Origin of the sequence: Escherichia sp. 93.1518 (genome assembly GCF_013368915.2) — a bacterium.
Lineage (GTDB): Bacteria > Pseudomonadota > Gammaproteobacteria > Enterobacterales > Enterobacteriaceae > Escherichia > Escherichia ruysiae.
The window spans coordinates 62,743-80,088 of sequence record NZ_JABWMT020000005.1 but is presented as its reverse complement, the minus strand read 5'-3'; the positions used below and the strand labels follow the sequence as shown (position 1 = coordinate 80,088).

Annotated in this window: 19 protein-coding genes; 3 read left to right on the top strand and 16 right to left on the bottom strand. The window is 52.5% G+C overall.

Going from position 1 to position 17,346, the window contains the following annotated elements; all coding sequences use genetic code 11:
• Position 1: 1 nt before the first annotated feature.
• The 8 genes from ugpE to livK all read right to left on the bottom strand — a co-directional run bounded on the left by ugpE (position 2) and on the right by livK (position 8,431).
• Positions 2–847, bottom strand: coding sequence for a sn-glycerol-3-phosphate ABC transporter permease UgpE (gene ugpE / locus HEN21_RS05400; protein ID WP_000572164.1), 846 nt, complete (start codon positions 845–847; stop codon positions 2–4).
• Entirely contained in the window at positions 844–1,731 is an 888-nt protein-coding gene (gene ugpA / locus HEN21_RS05395) for a sn-glycerol-3-phosphate ABC transporter permease UgpA (protein WP_000099289.1), read from the bottom strand. Before ugpA ends, ugpE begins: the two co-directional genes overlap by 4 nt.
• 139 nt (positions 1,732–1,870) lie before the next feature.
• Positions 1,871–3,187: a sn-glycerol-3-phosphate ABC transporter substrate-binding protein UgpB gene (gene ugpB / locus HEN21_RS05390; RefSeq protein WP_000803191.1), complete on the bottom strand. Its 1,317-nt coding sequence runs from the start codon at positions 3,185–3,187 to the stop codon at positions 1,871–1,873.
• A gap of 407 nt (positions 3,188–3,594) precedes the next feature.
• Positions 3,595–4,308 (bottom strand): high-affinity branched-chain amino acid ABC transporter ATP-binding protein LivF, encoded by a 714-nt coding sequence (gene livF, locus HEN21_RS05385; RefSeq protein WP_000416895.1) that lies wholly within the window; start codon positions 4,306–4,308, stop codon positions 3,595–3,597.
• A gap of 1 nt (position 4,309) precedes the next feature.
• On the bottom strand, positions 4,310–5,077 hold the full coding sequence (livG, locus tag HEN21_RS05380; RefSeq protein WP_001075510.1) for a high-affinity branched-chain amino acid ABC transporter ATP-binding protein LivG: 768 nt from the start codon (positions 5,075–5,077) through the stop codon (positions 4,310–4,312).
• Positions 5,074–6,351 (bottom strand): branched chain amino acid ABC transporter permease LivM, encoded by a 1,278-nt coding sequence (gene livM, locus HEN21_RS05375; RefSeq protein WP_000803775.1) that lies wholly within the window; start codon positions 6,349–6,351, stop codon positions 5,074–5,076. The genes livG and livM overlap by 4 nt, the downstream gene beginning before the upstream one ends.
• Positions 6,348–7,274 (bottom strand): high-affinity branched-chain amino acid ABC transporter permease LivH, encoded by a 927-nt coding sequence (gene livH / locus HEN21_RS05370; protein ID WP_001295111.1) that lies wholly within the window; start codon positions 7,272–7,274, stop codon positions 6,348–6,350. Before livH ends, livM begins: the two co-directional genes overlap by 4 nt.
• Positions 7,275–7,321: 47 nt before the next feature.
• Positions 7,322–8,431, bottom strand: coding sequence for a high-affinity branched-chain amino acid ABC transporter substrate-binding protein LivK (gene livK / locus HEN21_RS05365; RefSeq protein WP_105287195.1), 1,110 nt, complete (start codon positions 8,429–8,431; stop codon positions 7,322–7,324).
• A 423-nt stretch (positions 8,432–8,854) separates the two neighbouring features.
• Between livK and panM the strand changes: the two genes are divergently transcribed.
• Positions 8,855–9,238: an aspartate 1-decarboxylase autocleavage activator PanM gene (gene panM, locus HEN21_RS05360; protein WP_000778812.1), complete on the top strand. Its 384-nt coding sequence runs from the start codon at positions 8,855–8,857 to the stop codon at positions 9,236–9,238.
• Here the strand turns inward: panM and HEN21_RS05355 are convergent.
• The 7 genes from HEN21_RS05355 to ftsY all read right to left on the bottom strand — a co-directional run bounded on the left by HEN21_RS05355 (position 9,235) and on the right by ftsY (position 15,904).
• Positions 9,235–9,747 (bottom strand): GNAT family N-acetyltransferase, encoded by a 513-nt coding sequence (locus HEN21_RS05355; RefSeq protein WP_176251725.1) that lies wholly within the window; start codon positions 9,745–9,747, stop codon positions 9,235–9,237. The two genes, panM and HEN21_RS05355, sit on opposite strands and share 4 nt — an antisense overlap.
• A 6-nt stretch (positions 9,748–9,753) precedes the next feature.
• Entirely contained in the window at positions 9,754–10,020 is a 267-nt protein-coding gene (gene ataR, locus HEN21_RS05350) for a type II toxin-antitoxin system antitoxin AtaR (RefSeq protein ID WP_001277103.1), read from the bottom strand.
• Between the two features lie 150 nt (positions 10,021–10,170).
• Positions 10,171–11,274, bottom strand: a complete 1,104-nt coding sequence (livJ, locus tag HEN21_RS05345; RefSeq protein ID WP_010350765.1) for a branched chain amino acid ABC transporter substrate-binding protein LivJ — start codon at positions 11,272–11,274, stop codon at positions 10,171–10,173.
• Positions 11,275–11,544: 270 nt separating this feature from the next.
• Positions 11,545–12,399 (bottom strand): RNA polymerase sigma factor RpoH, encoded by an 855-nt coding sequence (gene rpoH, locus HEN21_RS05340; protein ID WP_000130222.1) that lies wholly within the window; start codon positions 12,397–12,399, stop codon positions 11,545–11,547.
• Positions 12,400–12,643: 244 nt separating this feature from the next.
• Complete coding sequence (gene ftsX / locus HEN21_RS05335; protein ID WP_176251724.1) at positions 12,644–13,702, bottom strand: permease-like cell division protein FtsX; 1,059 nt, start codon at positions 13,700–13,702, stop codon at positions 12,644–12,646.
• Positions 13,695–14,363 (bottom strand): cell division ATP-binding protein FtsE, encoded by a 669-nt coding sequence (gene ftsE, locus HEN21_RS05330; protein ID WP_000617723.1) that lies wholly within the window; start codon positions 14,361–14,363, stop codon positions 13,695–13,697. Before ftsE ends, ftsX begins: the two co-directional genes overlap by 8 nt.
• Before the next feature lie 2 nt (positions 14,364–14,365).
• The gene (gene ftsY, locus HEN21_RS05325; protein WP_176251723.1) at positions 14,366–15,904 is read right to left on the bottom strand and encodes a signal recognition particle-docking protein FtsY; all 1,539 of its coding nucleotides are present in this window, start codon (positions 15,902–15,904) and stop codon (positions 14,366–14,368) included.
• Positions 15,905–16,053: 149 nt separating this feature from the next.
• On the opposite strand from ftsY, the gene rsmD reads away from it, so the two are divergent.
• Positions 16,054–16,650 (top strand): 16S rRNA (guanine(966)-N(2))-methyltransferase, encoded by a 597-nt coding sequence (rsmD, locus tag HEN21_RS05320; protein WP_105285324.1) that lies wholly within the window; start codon positions 16,054–16,056, stop codon positions 16,648–16,650.
• On the top strand, positions 16,640–16,909 hold the full coding sequence (locus HEN21_RS05315; protein WP_010353117.1) for a DUF1145 family protein: 270 nt from the start codon (positions 16,640–16,642) through the stop codon (positions 16,907–16,909). The genes rsmD and HEN21_RS05315 overlap by 11 nt, the downstream gene beginning before the upstream one ends.
• Before the next feature lie 2 nt (positions 16,910–16,911).
• On the opposite strand, the gene HEN21_RS05310 is transcribed toward HEN21_RS05315, so the two are convergent.
• Positions 16,912–17,271 (bottom strand): DUF2500 domain-containing protein, encoded by a 360-nt coding sequence (locus tag HEN21_RS05310; RefSeq protein ID WP_105287192.1) that lies wholly within the window; start codon positions 17,269–17,271, stop codon positions 16,912–16,914.
• Positions 17,272–17,346 lie beyond the last annotated feature (75 nt).

The window sequence follows — 17,346 nt, the reverse complement described above, 5'->3', positions numbered from 1 at the left end:
CTTATTTCTCACTATCGACCAGGCCGCGCACGAAGGCACGCTGCATCACTAAAACAATCACTACTGGTGGGATCAGGGTTAACAACATCGCCGCCATCACCGAGTTCCATTCCGTTGTGCCTTCGCCAGTAGCGATCATCCCTTTAATCCCTGCCACGGTGGTGCCGAGATCAACGTCGGTAATAATCAACAACGGCCATAGATACTGGTTCCAGCCGTAAATAAAGGTGATCACAAACAGCGCCGCCAGATTGGTTTTCGACAACGGAAAAACAATGTCGCAAAAGAAACGCATTGGCGACGCGCCGTCGATCCGCGCCGCTTCCACCAGTTCATCCGGTAGGGTCATAAAGAACTGACGGAACAGGAAGGTGGCGGTCGCCGAGGCCATCAGCGGCAGCGTTAAACCTGCGTAGCTGTCGAGCATCTTCAGATTGGCGATCACTTCAACCGTCGGGAAGATACGCACTTCAACCGGCAGCATCAGGGTGATAAAAATCATCCAGAAGAAGAGGTTACGCAGCGGAAAACGAAACCAGACAATGGCAAATGCCGAGAGCATCGAGACGGTAATTTTGCCGAGCGTAATGCTGAACGCCATCACAAAGCTGTTAAGCAACATCCGCCAGAACGGCGCACTATTCGTGCCTACTCCGTTCACCCAGATGTTGTGGATGTTTTCCAGCAGATGTGTGCCGGGGATTAGCGTCATCGGCGCGGCGTAGACGGCCTGTTTATCCAGCGTCGCCGCGACAAACGCCACGTACAGCGGGAAGAGGATCACCGCGATCCCGAGGATCAGCATGGTATGGCTGAATATCGTCAGCCACGGACGGTTCTCAATCATTGGTAACGCACCTTGCTTTCAACATAGCGGAACTGCACCACCGTCAGCACGATGACGAGGAACATCAACACCACCGACTGCGCGGCAGACGAAGCCAGATCCAGTCCGGTAAAGCCTTCGCGGTAAATCTTATAAATCAGCGTCGTGGTGGCCTGTACTGGCCCACCGGACGTGGCGGCGTCGATTACCGGGAAGGTATCGAAGAAGGCGTAGACCAGGTTCACCACCAGCAGGAAGAAACTCACCGGGGCGATAAGCGGCAGCGCGATCTTAAAGAAGCGGCGAATCGGCCCTGCACCGTCGATGGCTGCGGCTTCAATCAACGAACGGGGAATGGATTGCAGCGCGGCATAGAAGAACAGAAAGTTGTAGCTGATTTGCTTCCACACCGAGGCAAACACCACCAGGAACATCGCCTGACCGCTGTTTTGCGCGTGGTTCCAGTCGTAGCCGAACTCAGCGAGAAAATGAGTGATCAGCCCACGGCCGGGGTTAAACAGGAAGATCCACAATACGGCGGCAACGGCGGGTGCCACAGCGTAAGGCAGCAGCATTAAGGTTTGATAGAAACGGCTGCCGCGCACGATGTACTCCACCAGCGCCGCGAAGAACAGCGACACCAGCAAACCGCTGACGGTGACAAAGGTGCTGAATTTTATCGTCGTCCAGAAGGAGTCGAGATAGTAGCTGTCATGAAACAGCGTGACGAAGTTATCCAGGCCGACAAACTGGCTGGAGAAACCAAACGGATCGACGCTTTGCAGCGAGTACCACAACGCTTCGCCCGCAGGCCAGATAAAAAAGATAACGGTGATGATGAGCTGCGGCGCGACCAGCAAATAGGGCAGCCAGCGCGAGCGGAACACCGGACGGGATGATGACATAAATAAACTCTTCGTGTTGTGTTCCCCTCACCCCGGCCCTCTCCCCAGAGGGGCGAGGGAGAAAGGCGGTGCATACTTTTCCACCACGCCGATCGGTCCCCTCTCCCTTTGGGAGAGGGTTAGGGTGAGGGTAAGAGAATTAAGACTTCGTAGACTGCTCAAAGCGGCGCAGTAACTGATTCCCACGCTCAACGGCGGTATCCAGCGCCTGCTGTGGCGTCTTCTTGCCGGTCCACACGCTCTCCAGCTCTTCATCCACAATCACGCGGATCTGCGGCATGTTGCCCAGACGCAGCCCTTTGGTGAACGGCAACGGCGGCTTGTTCAGCATCTGACGCGTCGCGGTATCCGCCCCAGGGTTTTTCTCGTAAAAGCCCTGCTCACGGGTCAGGTCATACGCCGCTTTGGTGATCGGCAGATAACCGGTTTTCTGATGCCACTCAGCAGCGTTTTCTGGCTTCGCGAGGAAGTCGAGGAACTTCGCCACACCTGTATAAGTTTCTTTATCTTTGCCCTGCATCACCCACAGGCTGGCCCCGCCGATAATGGCGTTTTGTGGCGCATCTTTCGCATCAGCGTCGTAAGGCATCATGCCTACGCCGTAGTTGAATTTGGCGTACTCGCGAATGTTGGCAAGCGAACCGGAAGAGGCGGTGGTCATCGCGCAATCACCGTTATAGAACTTCTCGGTGGATTCATCCTTACGACCGACGTAGCTGAAGTCGCCCTTCTTGTTCATCTCCTCGAGCATGGCAATGTGTTTCACCTGCTCCGGCTTGTTGAACTCCAGCACCGCGTCCGTGCCGTCAAAACCGTTGTTTTTGCTGGCAAACGGCAGACCGTTCCAGGCGCTAAAGTTTTCCAGTTGGATCCAGCCCTGCCAGCCGCTGGCGTAGCCGCACTTCATACCGGAGGCTTTCAGTTTTGCGGCATAGTCCGCCAGATCCTGCCAGGTTTTCGGCGGCTGTTCCGGGTCTAATCCTGCTTTCTTGAAGGCGTCTTTGTTGTAATAGAGTACGGGGGTCGAGCTGTTGAACGGCTGGGAGAGTAAGTGGCCCGTTTTGCTGTCGGAGTAGTAACCGGAAACCGTCGGCACAAACTGCGATTCATCGAATTGAATCCCCGCCTCTTTAAACACGTCATATACCGGTTTAATGGCTTTCGACGCCATCATGGTAGCGGTGCCAACTTCATAAACCTGCAAAATAGCCGGAGCGTTGCCGGTACGGAATGCGGCAATCCCCGCACTTAAATTCTGTTCGTAGTTGCCTTTATAGGTCGGTACAATTTTGTAATCCGGGTTTTCGGCGTTAAAACGTTGAGCCAGAGAATCCACCTCTTTACCCAGTTCCCCTTCCATAGAATGCCAGAACGGAATGGTCGTCACTGCCTGTGCATTCCCCATTAACGCCAGTCCGAGCGCCAGTGCTGAAGCTGTATAATGTAACGGTTTCATCGTTTATCTCTCTTGTTGTACCGAATGCGCGAATTCACGCGTTTTATGCTCGCGGGGTAACATGACATGCTCGAATTACAGAAAAATAACTTTTTTGTTACATTTGTAAGATAGTAAGGTGTCAGAAAGATGACAAGGCAGTGACGGCGCGGGTGAGGGAAAATGGGAGATGGGACACGGATAAGCGGAAAAATAGAAGTCCTGTGTCAAACTCTACAGATTGTAGATAACATGCTCATCGTTTCATGCTGGATGCGGCGTAAACGCCTTATCTGGCCTACAAGATCGTGCAAATTCAATATATTGCAACTCACCCAGTAGGCCTGATAAGCGCAGCGCATCAGGCAATTTTACATTTGTCACCTGTCTCAAAGGAGTCTTTTGACTCCCTATCAATCAACGTGTTATTACCCGCCTAAATACGCACTTCTCACCGCTTCATTCGCCAGTAGTGCATCACCAGTATCGGAGAGCACCACATGGCCGTTTTCCAGCACGTAGCCGCGATCCGCCAGCTTTAGCGCCTGGTTAGCGTTCTGCTCGACGAGGAAGATGGTCATCCCCTGCTCGCGCAGTTGTTCGATGGTGTCGAAAATTTGCTGGATGATAATCGGCGCCAGTCCGAGCGATGGCTCATCAAGCAGTAGCAAACGCGGGTTGCTCATCAGCGCGCGACCTATCGCCAGCATCTGCTGCTCACCACCGGACATGGTGCCCGCCCGCTGAACACGGCGCTCATGCAGACGCGGAAACAGCTCATACACCCACTTTATGCGCTCCTGAAACTGGTCGCGTTCAGCAAAAAAGCCACCCATCGCCAGGTTCTCTTCCACCGTCATCCGCGAGAAGACGCGACGTCCTTCCGGGACAATCGCTACCGCTTCACGCATGATTTTCGCCGTCTGCCAGTCGGTAATGTCTTTATCATCAAACACAATTCGCCCGCTGGTGGCGCGCGGGTCGCCGCATAATGTGCCGAGTAAGGTAGTTTTCCCCGCACCGTTCGCACCTATCAGGGTGACAATCTCGCCCTGATTGATATGCAGGCTCACCTCATGCAGCGCCTGGATTTTGCCGTAGTGGGCGCTGACTTTGTCAAAGGACAACATGACTTTTTCCATCTTATGCCTCACCTAAATAGGCACGGATCACGTCCGGGTTATTACGGATCTGTTCCGGCGTGCCGTTTGCCAGTGGCGTCCCCTGATTGACCACGTAAATTCTGTCTGAAATACCCATCACCAGCTTCATATCGTGTTCAATCAACAAGATAGTGGTGTTGTGATGGTTACGAAGCTCGGCAATCAGCTCATCCAGCTCTTTGGTCTCTTTCGGGTTAAGACCTGCCGCAGGTTCATCGAGCATTAAAATCTCCGGCTGCGTCACCATGCAGCGGGCGATCTCCAGACGGCGCTGGTCGCCATAAGCCAGGTTGCTCGCCTGACGGTTAGCGTGTTCCAGCAAACCAATGCGTTCCAGCCAGGTTGCGGCTCGGTCGAGCGCCTCACTCTGGGCGCGACGGAAAGAAGGCGTTTTCAACAGGCCGGAGAACAGCCCGGTTTTCAGTTGCTGATGCTGCGCCACCAGCAGGTTTTCAATCACCGTCATTTCACGGAACAGACGCACATGCTGGAAGGTGCGCACCACGCCCATGCGGGCAATTTGCTGACCCGGCAAACCTTCCAGATGCTGATCGCGCAGTAAAATGGTGCCGCCGGTGGGTTTGTAGAATCCGGTCAGGCAGTTAAAGACCGTGGTTTTTCCGGCTCCGTTAGGGCCGATTAACGAGACGATCTCCTGCGGGTACAGTTCGAGATTGACGTTGTTCACCGCCAGCAGGCCGCCGAAGCGCATCATCAGGCCGTTAACAGATAATAAGGGCTGATTCATGCCTGCTCTCCTTTCGCTGCGCCGTTCTTCAGCTTGAGTTGCGGGCGCGTCATGGGCAGCAAGCCCTGCGGACGCCAGATCATCATCAGCACCATCAAGCCACCGAGCATTAACATGCTGTATTCGTTGAAATCACGCATCAACTCGCGCGATACCACCAGCAAAATTGCCGCCAGAATCACCGCGAACTGCGACCCCATGCCACCGAGCACCACTATCGCCAGTACAAAGGCTGATTCGGCAAAGGTGAAGGATTCCGGGCTGACAAAGCCCTGACGCGCCGCAAACAGCGTTCCGGCAAAACCCGCAAACGCGGCGCTGATGGTAAAGGCGGTCAACTTGATACGGCGCGGGCTTAAGCCCAGCGAACGGCAGGCGATCTCGTCTTCACGCAACGCTTCCCACGCACGCCCCAGCGGCATCCGCAGTAAGCGGTTAATGACAAACAGGCTTAACACTACCAGCAGCAACGCCACCAGGTAGAGGAAGATGACGCGATCGGACGGATCGTATTTCAGGCCAAAGAAATTACTGAACGTATCCCAGCCACCTTCGCGGGCGGTACGGCTGAACTCAAGGCCGAAGAAAGTGGGTTTCGGGATCTGACTGATGCCGTTCGGACCGCCGGTAATTTCGGTGTTATTGAGCAGCAATATGCGCACAATTTCGCCGAAACCGAGGGTAACGATCGCCAGATAATCACCACGCAGACGCAGCACCGGAAAACCGAGCAGGAAGCCCGCCGCCGCTGCCATTAACCCGGCAATTGGCAGGCAGGTCCAGAAGCCCAGACCGTAATAGTGATTGAGCAGCGCAAAGGTGTAAGCGCCGATGGCGTAAAAACCGCCGTAACCCAGCACTAGCAGGCCAGACAGCCCCACCACCACGTTTAGCCCGAGGCCGAGGATAATGTAGATCATGGTCAGGGTGGCGATATCCACCGTCCCGCGTGAGACCATAAACGGCCACGCCACCGCAAGCACCAGCAACGCCACGAGGAACAGTTTCTGCTTCACCGTGGAGCCATCAATCGCAGGCAAAATAAACTTCGGCCCGGAAACGCTTTTCAACCCCTTCTGGAAAGCAGGTCGCACAAGCTGGAAGAAAAAGACCACCGCCGTACCGATAAATACCCACTGCCAACGGATATCTGAAGCACTGTCGACCACCAGTTTGGTGCCATCCAGCTCCAGTTGCACGCCCATAAAGACGCCCGCCAGAACAAAGAACATCGCAGCAGAGAGCAGCGCCATTGCAATATGCATCGGTTTCATACTTTCTCTACCTCCGGGCGACCCAGAATACCGGTCGGCATCACCAGCAGAACCAGAATCAGCAGGGCAAATGAGACCACATCTTTATATTCCGTACTCAGATAGGCAGAAGAGAGCGCCTCCGCAATCCCCAGAATCAACCCGCCAATCATCGCCCCCGGAATACTGCCAATCCCACCGAGCACCGCTGCGGTAAAGGCTTTCATCCCGGCCATAAAGCCGATGTAGGGGTTAATCACACCGTAGAACTGACCGAGCAGAACGCCCGCCACCGCCGCCATCGCCGCGCCAATCACAAAGGTCAGCGCAATCACTCGGTCAGTGTTGATGCCAAGCAGGCTCGCCATTTTCAGGTCTTCGGCGCAGGCACGACAGGCGCGCCCCATGCGCGAATAACGGATGAAAATCGTCAGCGCCAGCATGGCGAGGAAGGTGACAATCCAGATCACCGCCTGCATGGTGGTAATAGACGCAGAGAAGTTTTCGCTATGACCCACCACCCACTGACCGTTAAACAGGCTGGGCAGCGCCACATCGCGCGAACCTTCGGTCAGGCTGACGTAGTTTTGCAGGAAGATGGACATGCCGATTGCCGAGATGAGCGCAATCAGGCGCTTAGAGTTACGTACCGGGCGATAGGCCACCCGTTCGATACTCCAGCCGTAGGCGCTGGCAATGACGATTGCGCCGACAAATCCCGCCGCCACCAGCAGCCAGCCGGTATCAATGCCCATCATCATCAGCGCAGCGATGATCATAAAGGAGACGTAGCTGCCAATCATGTAAACCTCGCCATGGGCGAAGTTGATCATGCCGATAATGCCGTAAACCATGGTGTAGCCGATGGCTATCAGCGCGTAAGTACTGCCCAGCGTGACGCCGTTAAACATCTGCTGCAAGAAATACAAAAACTGCTCAGACATAAGGTAACCTTTCTAAACCCGCCCGCATTTCACGGGCGGTGGGATTTTCACTTGGCTGCCGTGGATGAACCGTCGGCGTGCCACTGGAAGACACCAAAATCAAATCCCTTCAGATCGCCTTTTTCATCCCAGTTCAGCGGCCCAATCACGGTGTTTGCACCGTTAGCTTTTAAATCTTTCACCAGCGCCAGCGGCTCATCGCTGCCGGTACGCTCAAGGGCAGTCGCCAGAGATTGCACCGCCGCGTAAGTGATCCAGACATAAGGCCCGGACGGATCTTTCTTGTCTGCTTTCAGCGCATCAACGACGCCCTGGTTTGCCGGATCCTGGTCATAGCGTTTTGGCATAGTGACCAACATACCTTCGGCAGCATCGCCAGCAATATTCGAAAGCGACGCATTACCGACACCTTCCGGCCCCATAAACTGAGTTTTCAGGCCAACGGAACGCGCCTGGCGCAGCATCTGCCCCATTTCCGGGTAGTAACCGCCGTAGTAAACGAAGTCGATGTTTTCTTTTTTCAGGCGGGCAATCAGCGCGGAGAAATCTTTCTCACCAGCGGTAATGCCGTCGAAAAAGACGACGTTAGCGTTAGCCGCTTTCAGCCCGTCCTGCACCGAACGCGCCAGCCCTTCGCCATATTGTTGTTTGTCATGAATGATGGCGATGCGCTGGGGCTTCACCGTCTCAAGAATGTATTTTGCTGCCGTTGGCCCCTGGGAAGAGTCCAGCCCGGCAGTACGCATGATGTGTTGATAACCGCGCTGAGTCAGCTCCGGGTTGGTCGCTCCCGGCGAGATCATCAGGATACCTTCGTCTTCGTAGATATCCGACGCAGGTTGGGTAGAAGAGGAACACAGATGCCCAATAACGTATTTAATGCCGTCGTTAACGATTTTGTTGGCGACCGCAACGGCTTGTTTTGGGTCGCAGGCGTCGTCATATTCCACGCCAACCAGCTTATCGCCTTTAATTCCCCCTTTAGCATTAATGTCTTTAATCGCCTGACGCGCGCCGTTAAATTCCATATCGCCCCACTGGGCAATCGGGCCGGACATCGCGCCGACAACGGCAACTTTAATATCGTCGGCTAAAGCAGTGTGTGAAATTGCCAGTGCAATCATCCCTGCGATGATAGTTTTCGCATTCCGTTTCATAGTCAAAAATCCCCACTCGTAATGTTGTGTTGCTTTGTTTTTTATGTGTTAACAAATCAGACTGTTCTTTTTTATACTGCGCTGTTTTTGCCTGTCCGATTAAGGGTTTAGCGCAGTTTTTTGTGATGATATCGATTAAAATCCCTATTTTTCAGTCGATTAAGAACAGATAATATTCTGAATTAATTGATAGATAAACAGAAAAAAGCGCAGTTGTCAGCATAAAATAACGGTACAAAGGGCGGAATAATTCACTACCATTCAGGGGATTATGCTGGACAATTTTCATTCTATAATGTTTTTAATTTGTAATTATTGCTGAAAAAAAATTAATCACCTGCCAAAAGAAATAAAAAAGAGAAAGCCTCCGATTAAATTATTTCGCTACACTGGTTCCACTTTTGTGATTTGTACGGGTTCCCCATGAAGCTGACCATCATTCGATTAGAAAACTTTAGCGACCAGGATCGGATTGACCTGCAAAAGATCTGGCCGGAGTATTCTCCTTCCTCTTTACAGGTTGACGATTCCCACCGTATTTACGCCGCGCGTTTTAACGAGCGCCTGCTCGCTGCCGTGCGAGTAACCTTAAGCGGCACCGAGGGAGCGATGGATTCCCTGCGAGTGCGGGAAGTCACCCGGCGGCGCGGCGTAGGGCAATATCTGCTGGAAGAGGTGCTGCGTAACAATCCTGGCGTTTCATGCTGGTGGATGGCGGATGCAGGCGTGGAAGATCGCGGTGTGATGACAGCGTTTATGCAAGCACAGGGGTTTACGGCACAGCAGAGCGGCTGGGAGAAGCGTTAATCGCTCTGTGTAAAAAGCAGTTCTATGGATTTGGTTGGGAAAAATAACGCATTTTCGTTTTCTCCGACCAACGGGATAAAGCCCAGCGACTGATAAAACGTATGGGCTTTTTCATTCAGCGCCTCGACAAAAAGACCGTGAATACCTACCGCTAAAGAGGCTGACCAGACGACTTTCATGGCATGAGCAACTAGTGTTGCTCCCCATCCCTGCCCCTGTATTGAACGATCAATTGCCAGACGCCCAAGAGTGACGCTGGGAATATTTTTCTGTTTCGATTTCGAGGGCAATGCGGCTCGTTCAAAACAACTGCCGGATAATGTGTAATATCCCAGTATTTGACGTTCAGGGGTGTTGGTACGAAGAATGTACGCTCGCAGAATTTTATTGCGATGTTGACGAACCAGATGTGTCGTCAGAAAGAGATTTAAGGCTTCCTCGCCGCAGTCGAATCGCAGTAGATCATAATCTGCATCATTAGTCAGAATCTCTATCGTCAGCTCATCCATAAATTATTACATTCCCTGAAGACGTTTTGCCGCACGTTTTAGCTTTTCACCTGGTGACGGCGGATTACTCAGCGCATCCATCACCCGCGTCCAGGACTCCTCATTAAGGATCACTCGCCGATGCTGTTCAATCACTTCTGCAGCCCGCTGCGAGGCACTATTCAACATAAATTGGCTGACGGACTGATTAGATATCGCCGCCGCTTCCTCAATTAGACTTTTGTCATCGTCAGTTAAACGCAGATCGATACGCTGCTTTTTAACAGCAGACATGTAAACTCTCCTGCTACTTATAAATATGTACGGAATTCTACCGTACATTAAGCATATCCTGGATTGTTTAATCTTTCTACAACCATTTCGACAAACACAAAAAAACCCGATGGCGGTTCAGCTCATCGGGCATTTTCATTTATCTATCTGTTACTTCGCATCGGTCGCCGTGCCGTTGGCGTGCCAGTCAAACACACCGAACTCAAAGCCTTTCAGGTCACCTTTCTCATCCCAGGTCAGTGGCCCCATCACCGTATCAACCGAGTTCGCTTTCAGGTATTTAGCGATCTCCGCCGGATCGTCAGACTGATTCAGCCCCGCCTGCAAAGATTGCAGCGCCGCGTAGGTGGTCCAGACGAACGCGCCGCTTGGATCCTGTTTTTTCGCTTTGATCGCATCAACAATTGGTTTGTTCGCCGGAACCTGATCATAATTCTTCGGCTTGGTCACCAGCAGTCCTTCCGCTGACTCGCCCGCGATATTAGACAGCGAAACGTTAGCCACACCTTCCGGCCCCATAAACTGAGTTTTCAGCCCCGCCGCGCGCGCCTGACGCAGGATCTGCCCCATTTCCGGGTGATAACCGCCGTAGTAAACGAAGTCAATATTCTCTTTCTTCAGGCGTGCCACCAGGGTAGAGAAATCTTTTTCCCCGGCGGTGATGCCATCAAAGAACACCACGTTAGCATTGCCTTTCTTCAGGCCGTCCTGCACCGCACGCGCCAGACCTTCGCCGTACTGTTGTTTGTCGTGGACGATAGCAATACGCTGCGGTTTCACTTTCTCAAGAATATATTTTGCCGCCGTCGGCCCCTGGTCGGAGTCCAGACCGGTGGTGCGCATAATCAAGTTATAGCCACGGGCAGTCAGCTCTGGCGCGGTTGCCGCTGGGGTGATCATTAAAATGCCTTCGTCTTCATAAATGTCAGACGCTGGCTGTGTAGAAGAAGAACAGAGGTGACCAATGACATATTTAATGCCGTCGTTAACCACTTTGTTTGCCACCGCAACCGCTTGTTTCGGGTCACAGGCATCGTCATATTTTACGATTTGCAGTTTGTTGCCTTTAACGCCGCCTTTGGCGTTGATATCCGCAACCGCCTGTTCTGCGCCAGTAAACTCCTGGTCACCGTACTGAGCCACCGGACCGGACATTGCGCCCACGACCGCGACTTTAATATCTTCTGCCAGAGCCATATTGCTGAATGCCAGCGCGATACATCCTGCCAGTAACGCTTTACCCTTTATATTCATCCTGAGAATCCCCATTCTTCTGGTTATTACGTGTGTTGTGATGTTGTTGTTCAGCACTTTATTTCGTTTTATGCATGACTACCCGTGCTTTAGCAGCATACTCTGCTAAAACATACCCCATTTTTATGATATTGGAATAGATATTTTGACAGTTTATTAACAAACTGCGCGTGGATTGGCTTTTGCCAGAAGGGAAAATTGATTATTGCAGAGGCTCAAAAAACAAAAACCCCGGACTCTCATCCAGGGTTCTCTGTTTAACAGCGGAAATTACGCTTCAATAGCAGCGCGAAGTTTTTTCATCGCATTCTTTTCAAGCTGACGCACACGTTCAGCGGAAACACCGTAACGGTCGGCCAGTTCCTGCAACGTAGATTTGTTGTCTTCGTCCAGCCAGCGCGCGCGGATGATGTCCTGGCTACGCTCGTCCAGCCCCTGCATCGCATCGGTCAGTCGGTTTGCCGCCTGCTCTTCCCAGTTATCGTCTTCAATGCCGTCGGCAAAGTTAGATGATTTATCCTGCAAATAAAGCACCGGAGCCATCGGCTGGCTGTCGGAATCGTCGTCGGAAGACATGTCAAAAGTCATGTCCTGTGCCGCCATACGCGATTCCATCTCACGGACGTCTTTGCTGGTTACGCCCAGTTCGCGAGCCACCATTTCGACTTCATCCTGGTTAAACCAGCCCAGACGCTGCTTGGTTTTACGCAGGTTAAAGAACAGCTTGCGCTGCGCTTTGGTGGTCGCAACTTTGACGATACGCCAGTTACGCAAAACGTATTCGTGGATCTCTGCTTTGATCCAGTGAACGGCGAAGGAGACCAGGCGCACACCCACTTCCGGGTTGAAACGGCGCACTGCTTTCATCAGGCCGATGTTACCTTCCTGAATCAAATCCGCCTGTGGCAGGCCATAGCCCGCATAATTACGAGCAATATGAACAACAAACCGCAGGTGAGACAGGATCAGCGTTTTAGCTGCTTCCAGATCGCCATGGTAATGCAGCTTTTCAGCCAGCACCCGCTCCTCGTCAGCCGACAACATCGGCCACGCGTTAGCTGCCCGGATGTAGGAATCCAGGTTGCCAACTGGGGCTAAAGCTAAACTTTGCATTTTGTCAGTCATTCAAATCCTCTCAATCGATATCTTCTGGCGCTTCAGTGGTAGCAACAACTGTGCCAGAGCTTAAGAGCAACGAGATTATCATTCACAGTTTTATCAGACCGTGATTTTATCCACAAGTTCAATGCTGGCTTGTGAATAAATTACGCACAAAATGTGACATAGAGATGAAATACCGGGAAGAGACAACGGGGTCTCTTTCCCTGCTACGGAACCCATTGCAGGGAAAGAGTATAACACGCTTTTATTATTCCGGCGTAAAGTGCCGTAAATGTTGTACCGTGGCAAGCCATGCTGCCACCCAGCCAATCATCGAACACACCAGCAGCAACAACAAGCATTCATCGAACGATAACCCATTGATATCAAACTTCGTTCCAAATACCTGCGCCACTTCCGCAACCGCCGATGACAATCGCAGCACCAGAATTTCTGACAAAATTAATGACAACAATGCGCCAGAAAATCCCAGCAGTGCGCCACTGTACAGGAACGGGCGCAGGATGAAACCATCCGTCGCACCAATCAGTTTCTGCACGTTAATGGAGTCACGACGGGCAAATATGCTCAGACGCACGCTGTTGCCGATAACCAGGAACACCGCCGCCACCATCAGCACGCCAATCATCGCCGAAACGCGCCCTACCAGCCCAGTCAGTGCGGTCAGACGGGCAAACCAGCTATCGTCCATTCGTACTTCATCGATGCCGTTAATTTGCGTGATGCGATCACGCAACGTATTCAGCGACTCCGTACCCTGGAAATCGAGTTTTGGGATCACCACCGCCACTGCCGGAAGCGGGTTTTCCTCCAGCATGTCTAGCGCGCCGCCAAAACCAGACCAGTTACGGAACTCGCCCAACGCGTCTTCACGAGAAAGATAGTTCACTTTCTCCACGCCCTGTTCGGCCTGTAGCTGTGCCACCACGCCCGCAGCGGCGTCATCGTCCAGCGTTTTTTGCAGATAAACGGTGATTTGCGGTGAGGGATAATACTGCGTCGCCGCCTGGTTAACGTTTTTGTACACCATATAGCAGACGCTTGGCAGCGTCAGGGAGATGGCGATGACCATCACCGTTAAAAACGTGGCGAACGGTTTACTTTTGAGATCCTGCAAAGCGCCGTGGAACGCATAACGCACCTGTTCGTTGAAAACGTTGGTTTTGCGATTTACCGGTTTTGGCGAGGATTTCGCGCGTTTCGGCGCATTACGACCACCGTCGCCAGAACCGCCGACCGATTTACGGAAGCGATCCAGACGTCCGCCAAACTGCCGGATATGATTGATTGCATCGCGCTTATTCATGGCCCACGCCTCCATGCAAGTGACCATCGCTCAGGGTGAGCATACGATAGGAACGCCGCGAAATCAGGTTGATGTCGTGCGTTGCCATCAATACCGTTACCCCAACGCGGTTAAACTCTTCAAACAGACGTAAAATTCCTTCCGACAGCGCGTCGTCAAGGTTACCGGTCGGTTCGTCCGCCAGCAGTACCGCAGGTTTGTTAACCACCGCGCGGGCAATGCCAACGCGTTGTTGTTCACCGCCAGAAAGCTGAATCGGAAAGTTCTTCGCTTTGTCCAGTAGCCCGACTTTATCCAGCGCCGCCGATACACGACGACGAATATCGTCACCGCTGGCACCGGCGATAATCAACGGGATCGCCACATTATCGTAGACAGTACGATCCATCAGTAGATGGTGATCCTGGAAAATCATGCCAATCTGGCGGCGCAGAAACGGAACTTCACGGTTTTTCAGACGCGTGATGTCATGGCCGCTAAACCAGATTTTCCCGGCGCTGGGCCGCTCAATCCCACAGATCAGCTTCAGGAGGGTACTTTTCCCTGCACCGGAATGACCGGTCAGAAACGCCATCTCACCCGGCTGCATATGGAACGTAACGCCCTGCAGCGCCTGTCTCCCACCGAGATAAGCCTTGCTGACATGTTCAAAGCGAATCATTGTTAATCCTCTCGGGCAAAAAGTGCCTCTATAAAGTCGTCCGCCTTAAACGGACGCAAATCCTCAATACGCTCGCCGACACCAATATAGCGAATAGGAATACCAAACTGGTCAGCCACCGAGAAAATTACTCCGCCTTTCGCCGTGCCGTCCAGTTTCGTTAATGTGATGCCGGTTAAGCCGACTGCTTCATGGAACAGTTTGGCCTGGCTTACCGCATTCTGCCCGGTGCTGGCATCGATAGTCAGCATAACTTCATGCGGAGCTTCAACGTCGAGTTTCTTCATCACACGGACGATTTTCTTCAGCTCTTCCATCAGGTGCGATTTGTTCTGCAAGCGTCCGGCGGTATCGGCAATCAGGACATCAACATTACGCGCCTTAGCGGCCTGAATGGCGTCGAAGATAACTGAGGCGGAGTCCGCGCCGGTATGCTGGGCAATCACCGGAATATTGTTGCGCTGCCCCCAGACCTGAAGCTGCTCAACTGCTGCCGCACGGAAAGTATCACCTGCCGCCAGCATCACCGATTTACCTTGCTGTTCAAACTGACGCGCCAGCTTACCGATAGTCGTGGTTTTACCCACGCCATTGACGCCTACCATCAGGATTACGAACGGTGTTTTGCCTTCGACGTTCAGCGGTTCATCGACCTTCGCCAGAATATCACCCATCTCTTCTTTCAGCAGACCGTAGAGCGCCTCAGCATCGCGAAGCTGTTTGCGGGTCGCGCCTTCAGTCAGATTGGTGATGATTTTGCGCGTGGTTTCCACGCCCACATCGGCGATGAGCAATTGCTCTTCCAGCTCTTCAAACAGATCATCGTCGATTTTTTTACCACGGAACAGGCTGATAAATCCGGAACCGAGGTTTTCTTTGGTTTTCAGCAGGCTGCGTTTCAGGCGCGCGAAGAAACCTTCTTTGGTTGGTTTTTCCTGCTCCTGGGCTACCTCTTCCACCGGCTGATCTTCTTCTGCTGGTGGAACGACCATCACCGCCTCTTCTGCCGCTTCAGCGGCCAGCGCCTGTGCTTCCAGCTCTTCGTCGGTGATTTCTTCTTTCGCTGCTTGTTCTTCCGCCGCTTCGACAATCTCCACGGTTTCCGCTTCGGCCTGCCACTCTTCTGGCGAAACTTCTTCGACTTTAACGTCTTCCGGCAGCGGCAGCTCTTCACGCTCGATAGCCACTGGCTCTGGCGTAACTTCAGGTTCAACTACCGACGCTGGCGTTTCTTCAACTATCGGTTCCGGTTCTGCAATAACTTCCGGCTCGACAACCGCTTCAGGTTGCGTTTTTTCACTTTCAACAACCTGTTCAGTGACTTCCACAACGTCGGCAGCAAAAGTTTCCGCCTCAGCTTCAGTATGCGCCTGCGGCTGCTCTTCAACGGGTTGTTCAGCAACTTTCTCAGGCTCTTGCGCCTGGACGGTTTCTTCTACAACCGGTTGTTCGTTTTGGGTTTCTGTCTCTTTTTCCGGGGTCTGCTCTTTTTGACCAAAGCCCAGCCAGGAAAAAAAGCCACGTTTTTTTTCTTTCGCCATCTGCGACTACACTCCTCGCTGTTGCTTCATGGCACAGCGTTAACGCTATGTACATAGCAGCTAAAAAAATGATGAAATAGTCTACCACTTAACTTAATCCACATCACCGCCTGCAAGTATGTGTTATCTGGCGGATTGAGCAATTTACCATGAAAAAACCGAATCATTCCGGCAGCGGTCAAATCCGCATTATTGGCGGGCAGTGGCGAGGCCGTAAACTCCCGGTTCCTGATAGCCCAGGTCTACGCCCTACCACCGATCGCGTGCGCGAAACGCTGTTTAACTGGCTGGCGCCGGTCATTGTTGATGCGCAATGCCTGGATTGCTTCGCAGGTAGCGGTGCGCTGGGGCTGGAAGCCTTGTCACGCTACGCTGCGGAAGCTACGTTGGTTGAGATGGATCGCGCGGTATCTCAGCAGTTAATCAAGAATCTGGCGACGCTGAAAGCGGGCAATGCGCGAGTCGTGAACAGCAACGCGATGTCATTCCTGGCGCAAAAAGGCACACCGCATAATATCGTGTTCGTCGATCCACCGTTCCGCCGTGGCTTGTTAGAAGAAACCATTAATTTACTGGAAAACAACGGCTGGCTGGCTGATGAAGCCTGGGTATATGTTGAAAGTGAAGTAGAAAATGGCTTGCCCGCCGTTCCTGCCAACTGGTCGTTATATCGCGAAAAAGTGGCTGGTCAGGTCGCTTATCGGCTGTATCAGCGTGAAACACAAGGAGAAAGTGATGCTGATTAATATTGGACGTTTGTTAATGCTCTGCGTTTGGGGATTTTTGATCCTCAATCTTTTTCAGCCCTTCCCACGCCCGCTGAATATTTTTGTTAACGTGGCGCTGATTTTTACCGTGCTGATGCATGGTATGCAGCTGGCGCTGTTGAAATCGACCTTGCCGAAAGATGGCCCGCAGATGACCACCGCCGAAAAGGTGCGTATTTTCCTTTTCGGCGTGTTTGAACTGTTGGTCTGGCAGAAGAAAATTAACCCCAAAAAGTAGCATTATTGTTCGCCAACAAAGCTGACAAAGCGCGTTCCTTTATAGCTCAACGTACCTTTATCACCCACCGTCAGGGCATGGTACTGTTGAGCGTCGAGGCGGAATGTCTGCTCCAGTCCACCGCTTTGCGGTTTGAAACTCGCCTCATAACGCATACTGGTGCCCGCCGGAGTCACTTCCTGCTGGCGCGAACGACGATCGTTAATCGGTTTTTCCCGCTTGCTACTCACCACTACCAGCTTTTGCTGGAGCGGCGCCATATCATTATCAGCTTTTTCCCGCCGTTGTTGCATAAAACGAAACGATGCGGCGACGATAATTAAGCCAATGATAACAATAAAGAAAAGAGGTGGTTTGCTCATCTTTATCCCTCATCGGAAAATGCGGAAATAAGCATACCCTGCCAGTTATGGTGTTGTCATCCGTCCATCCTCGCC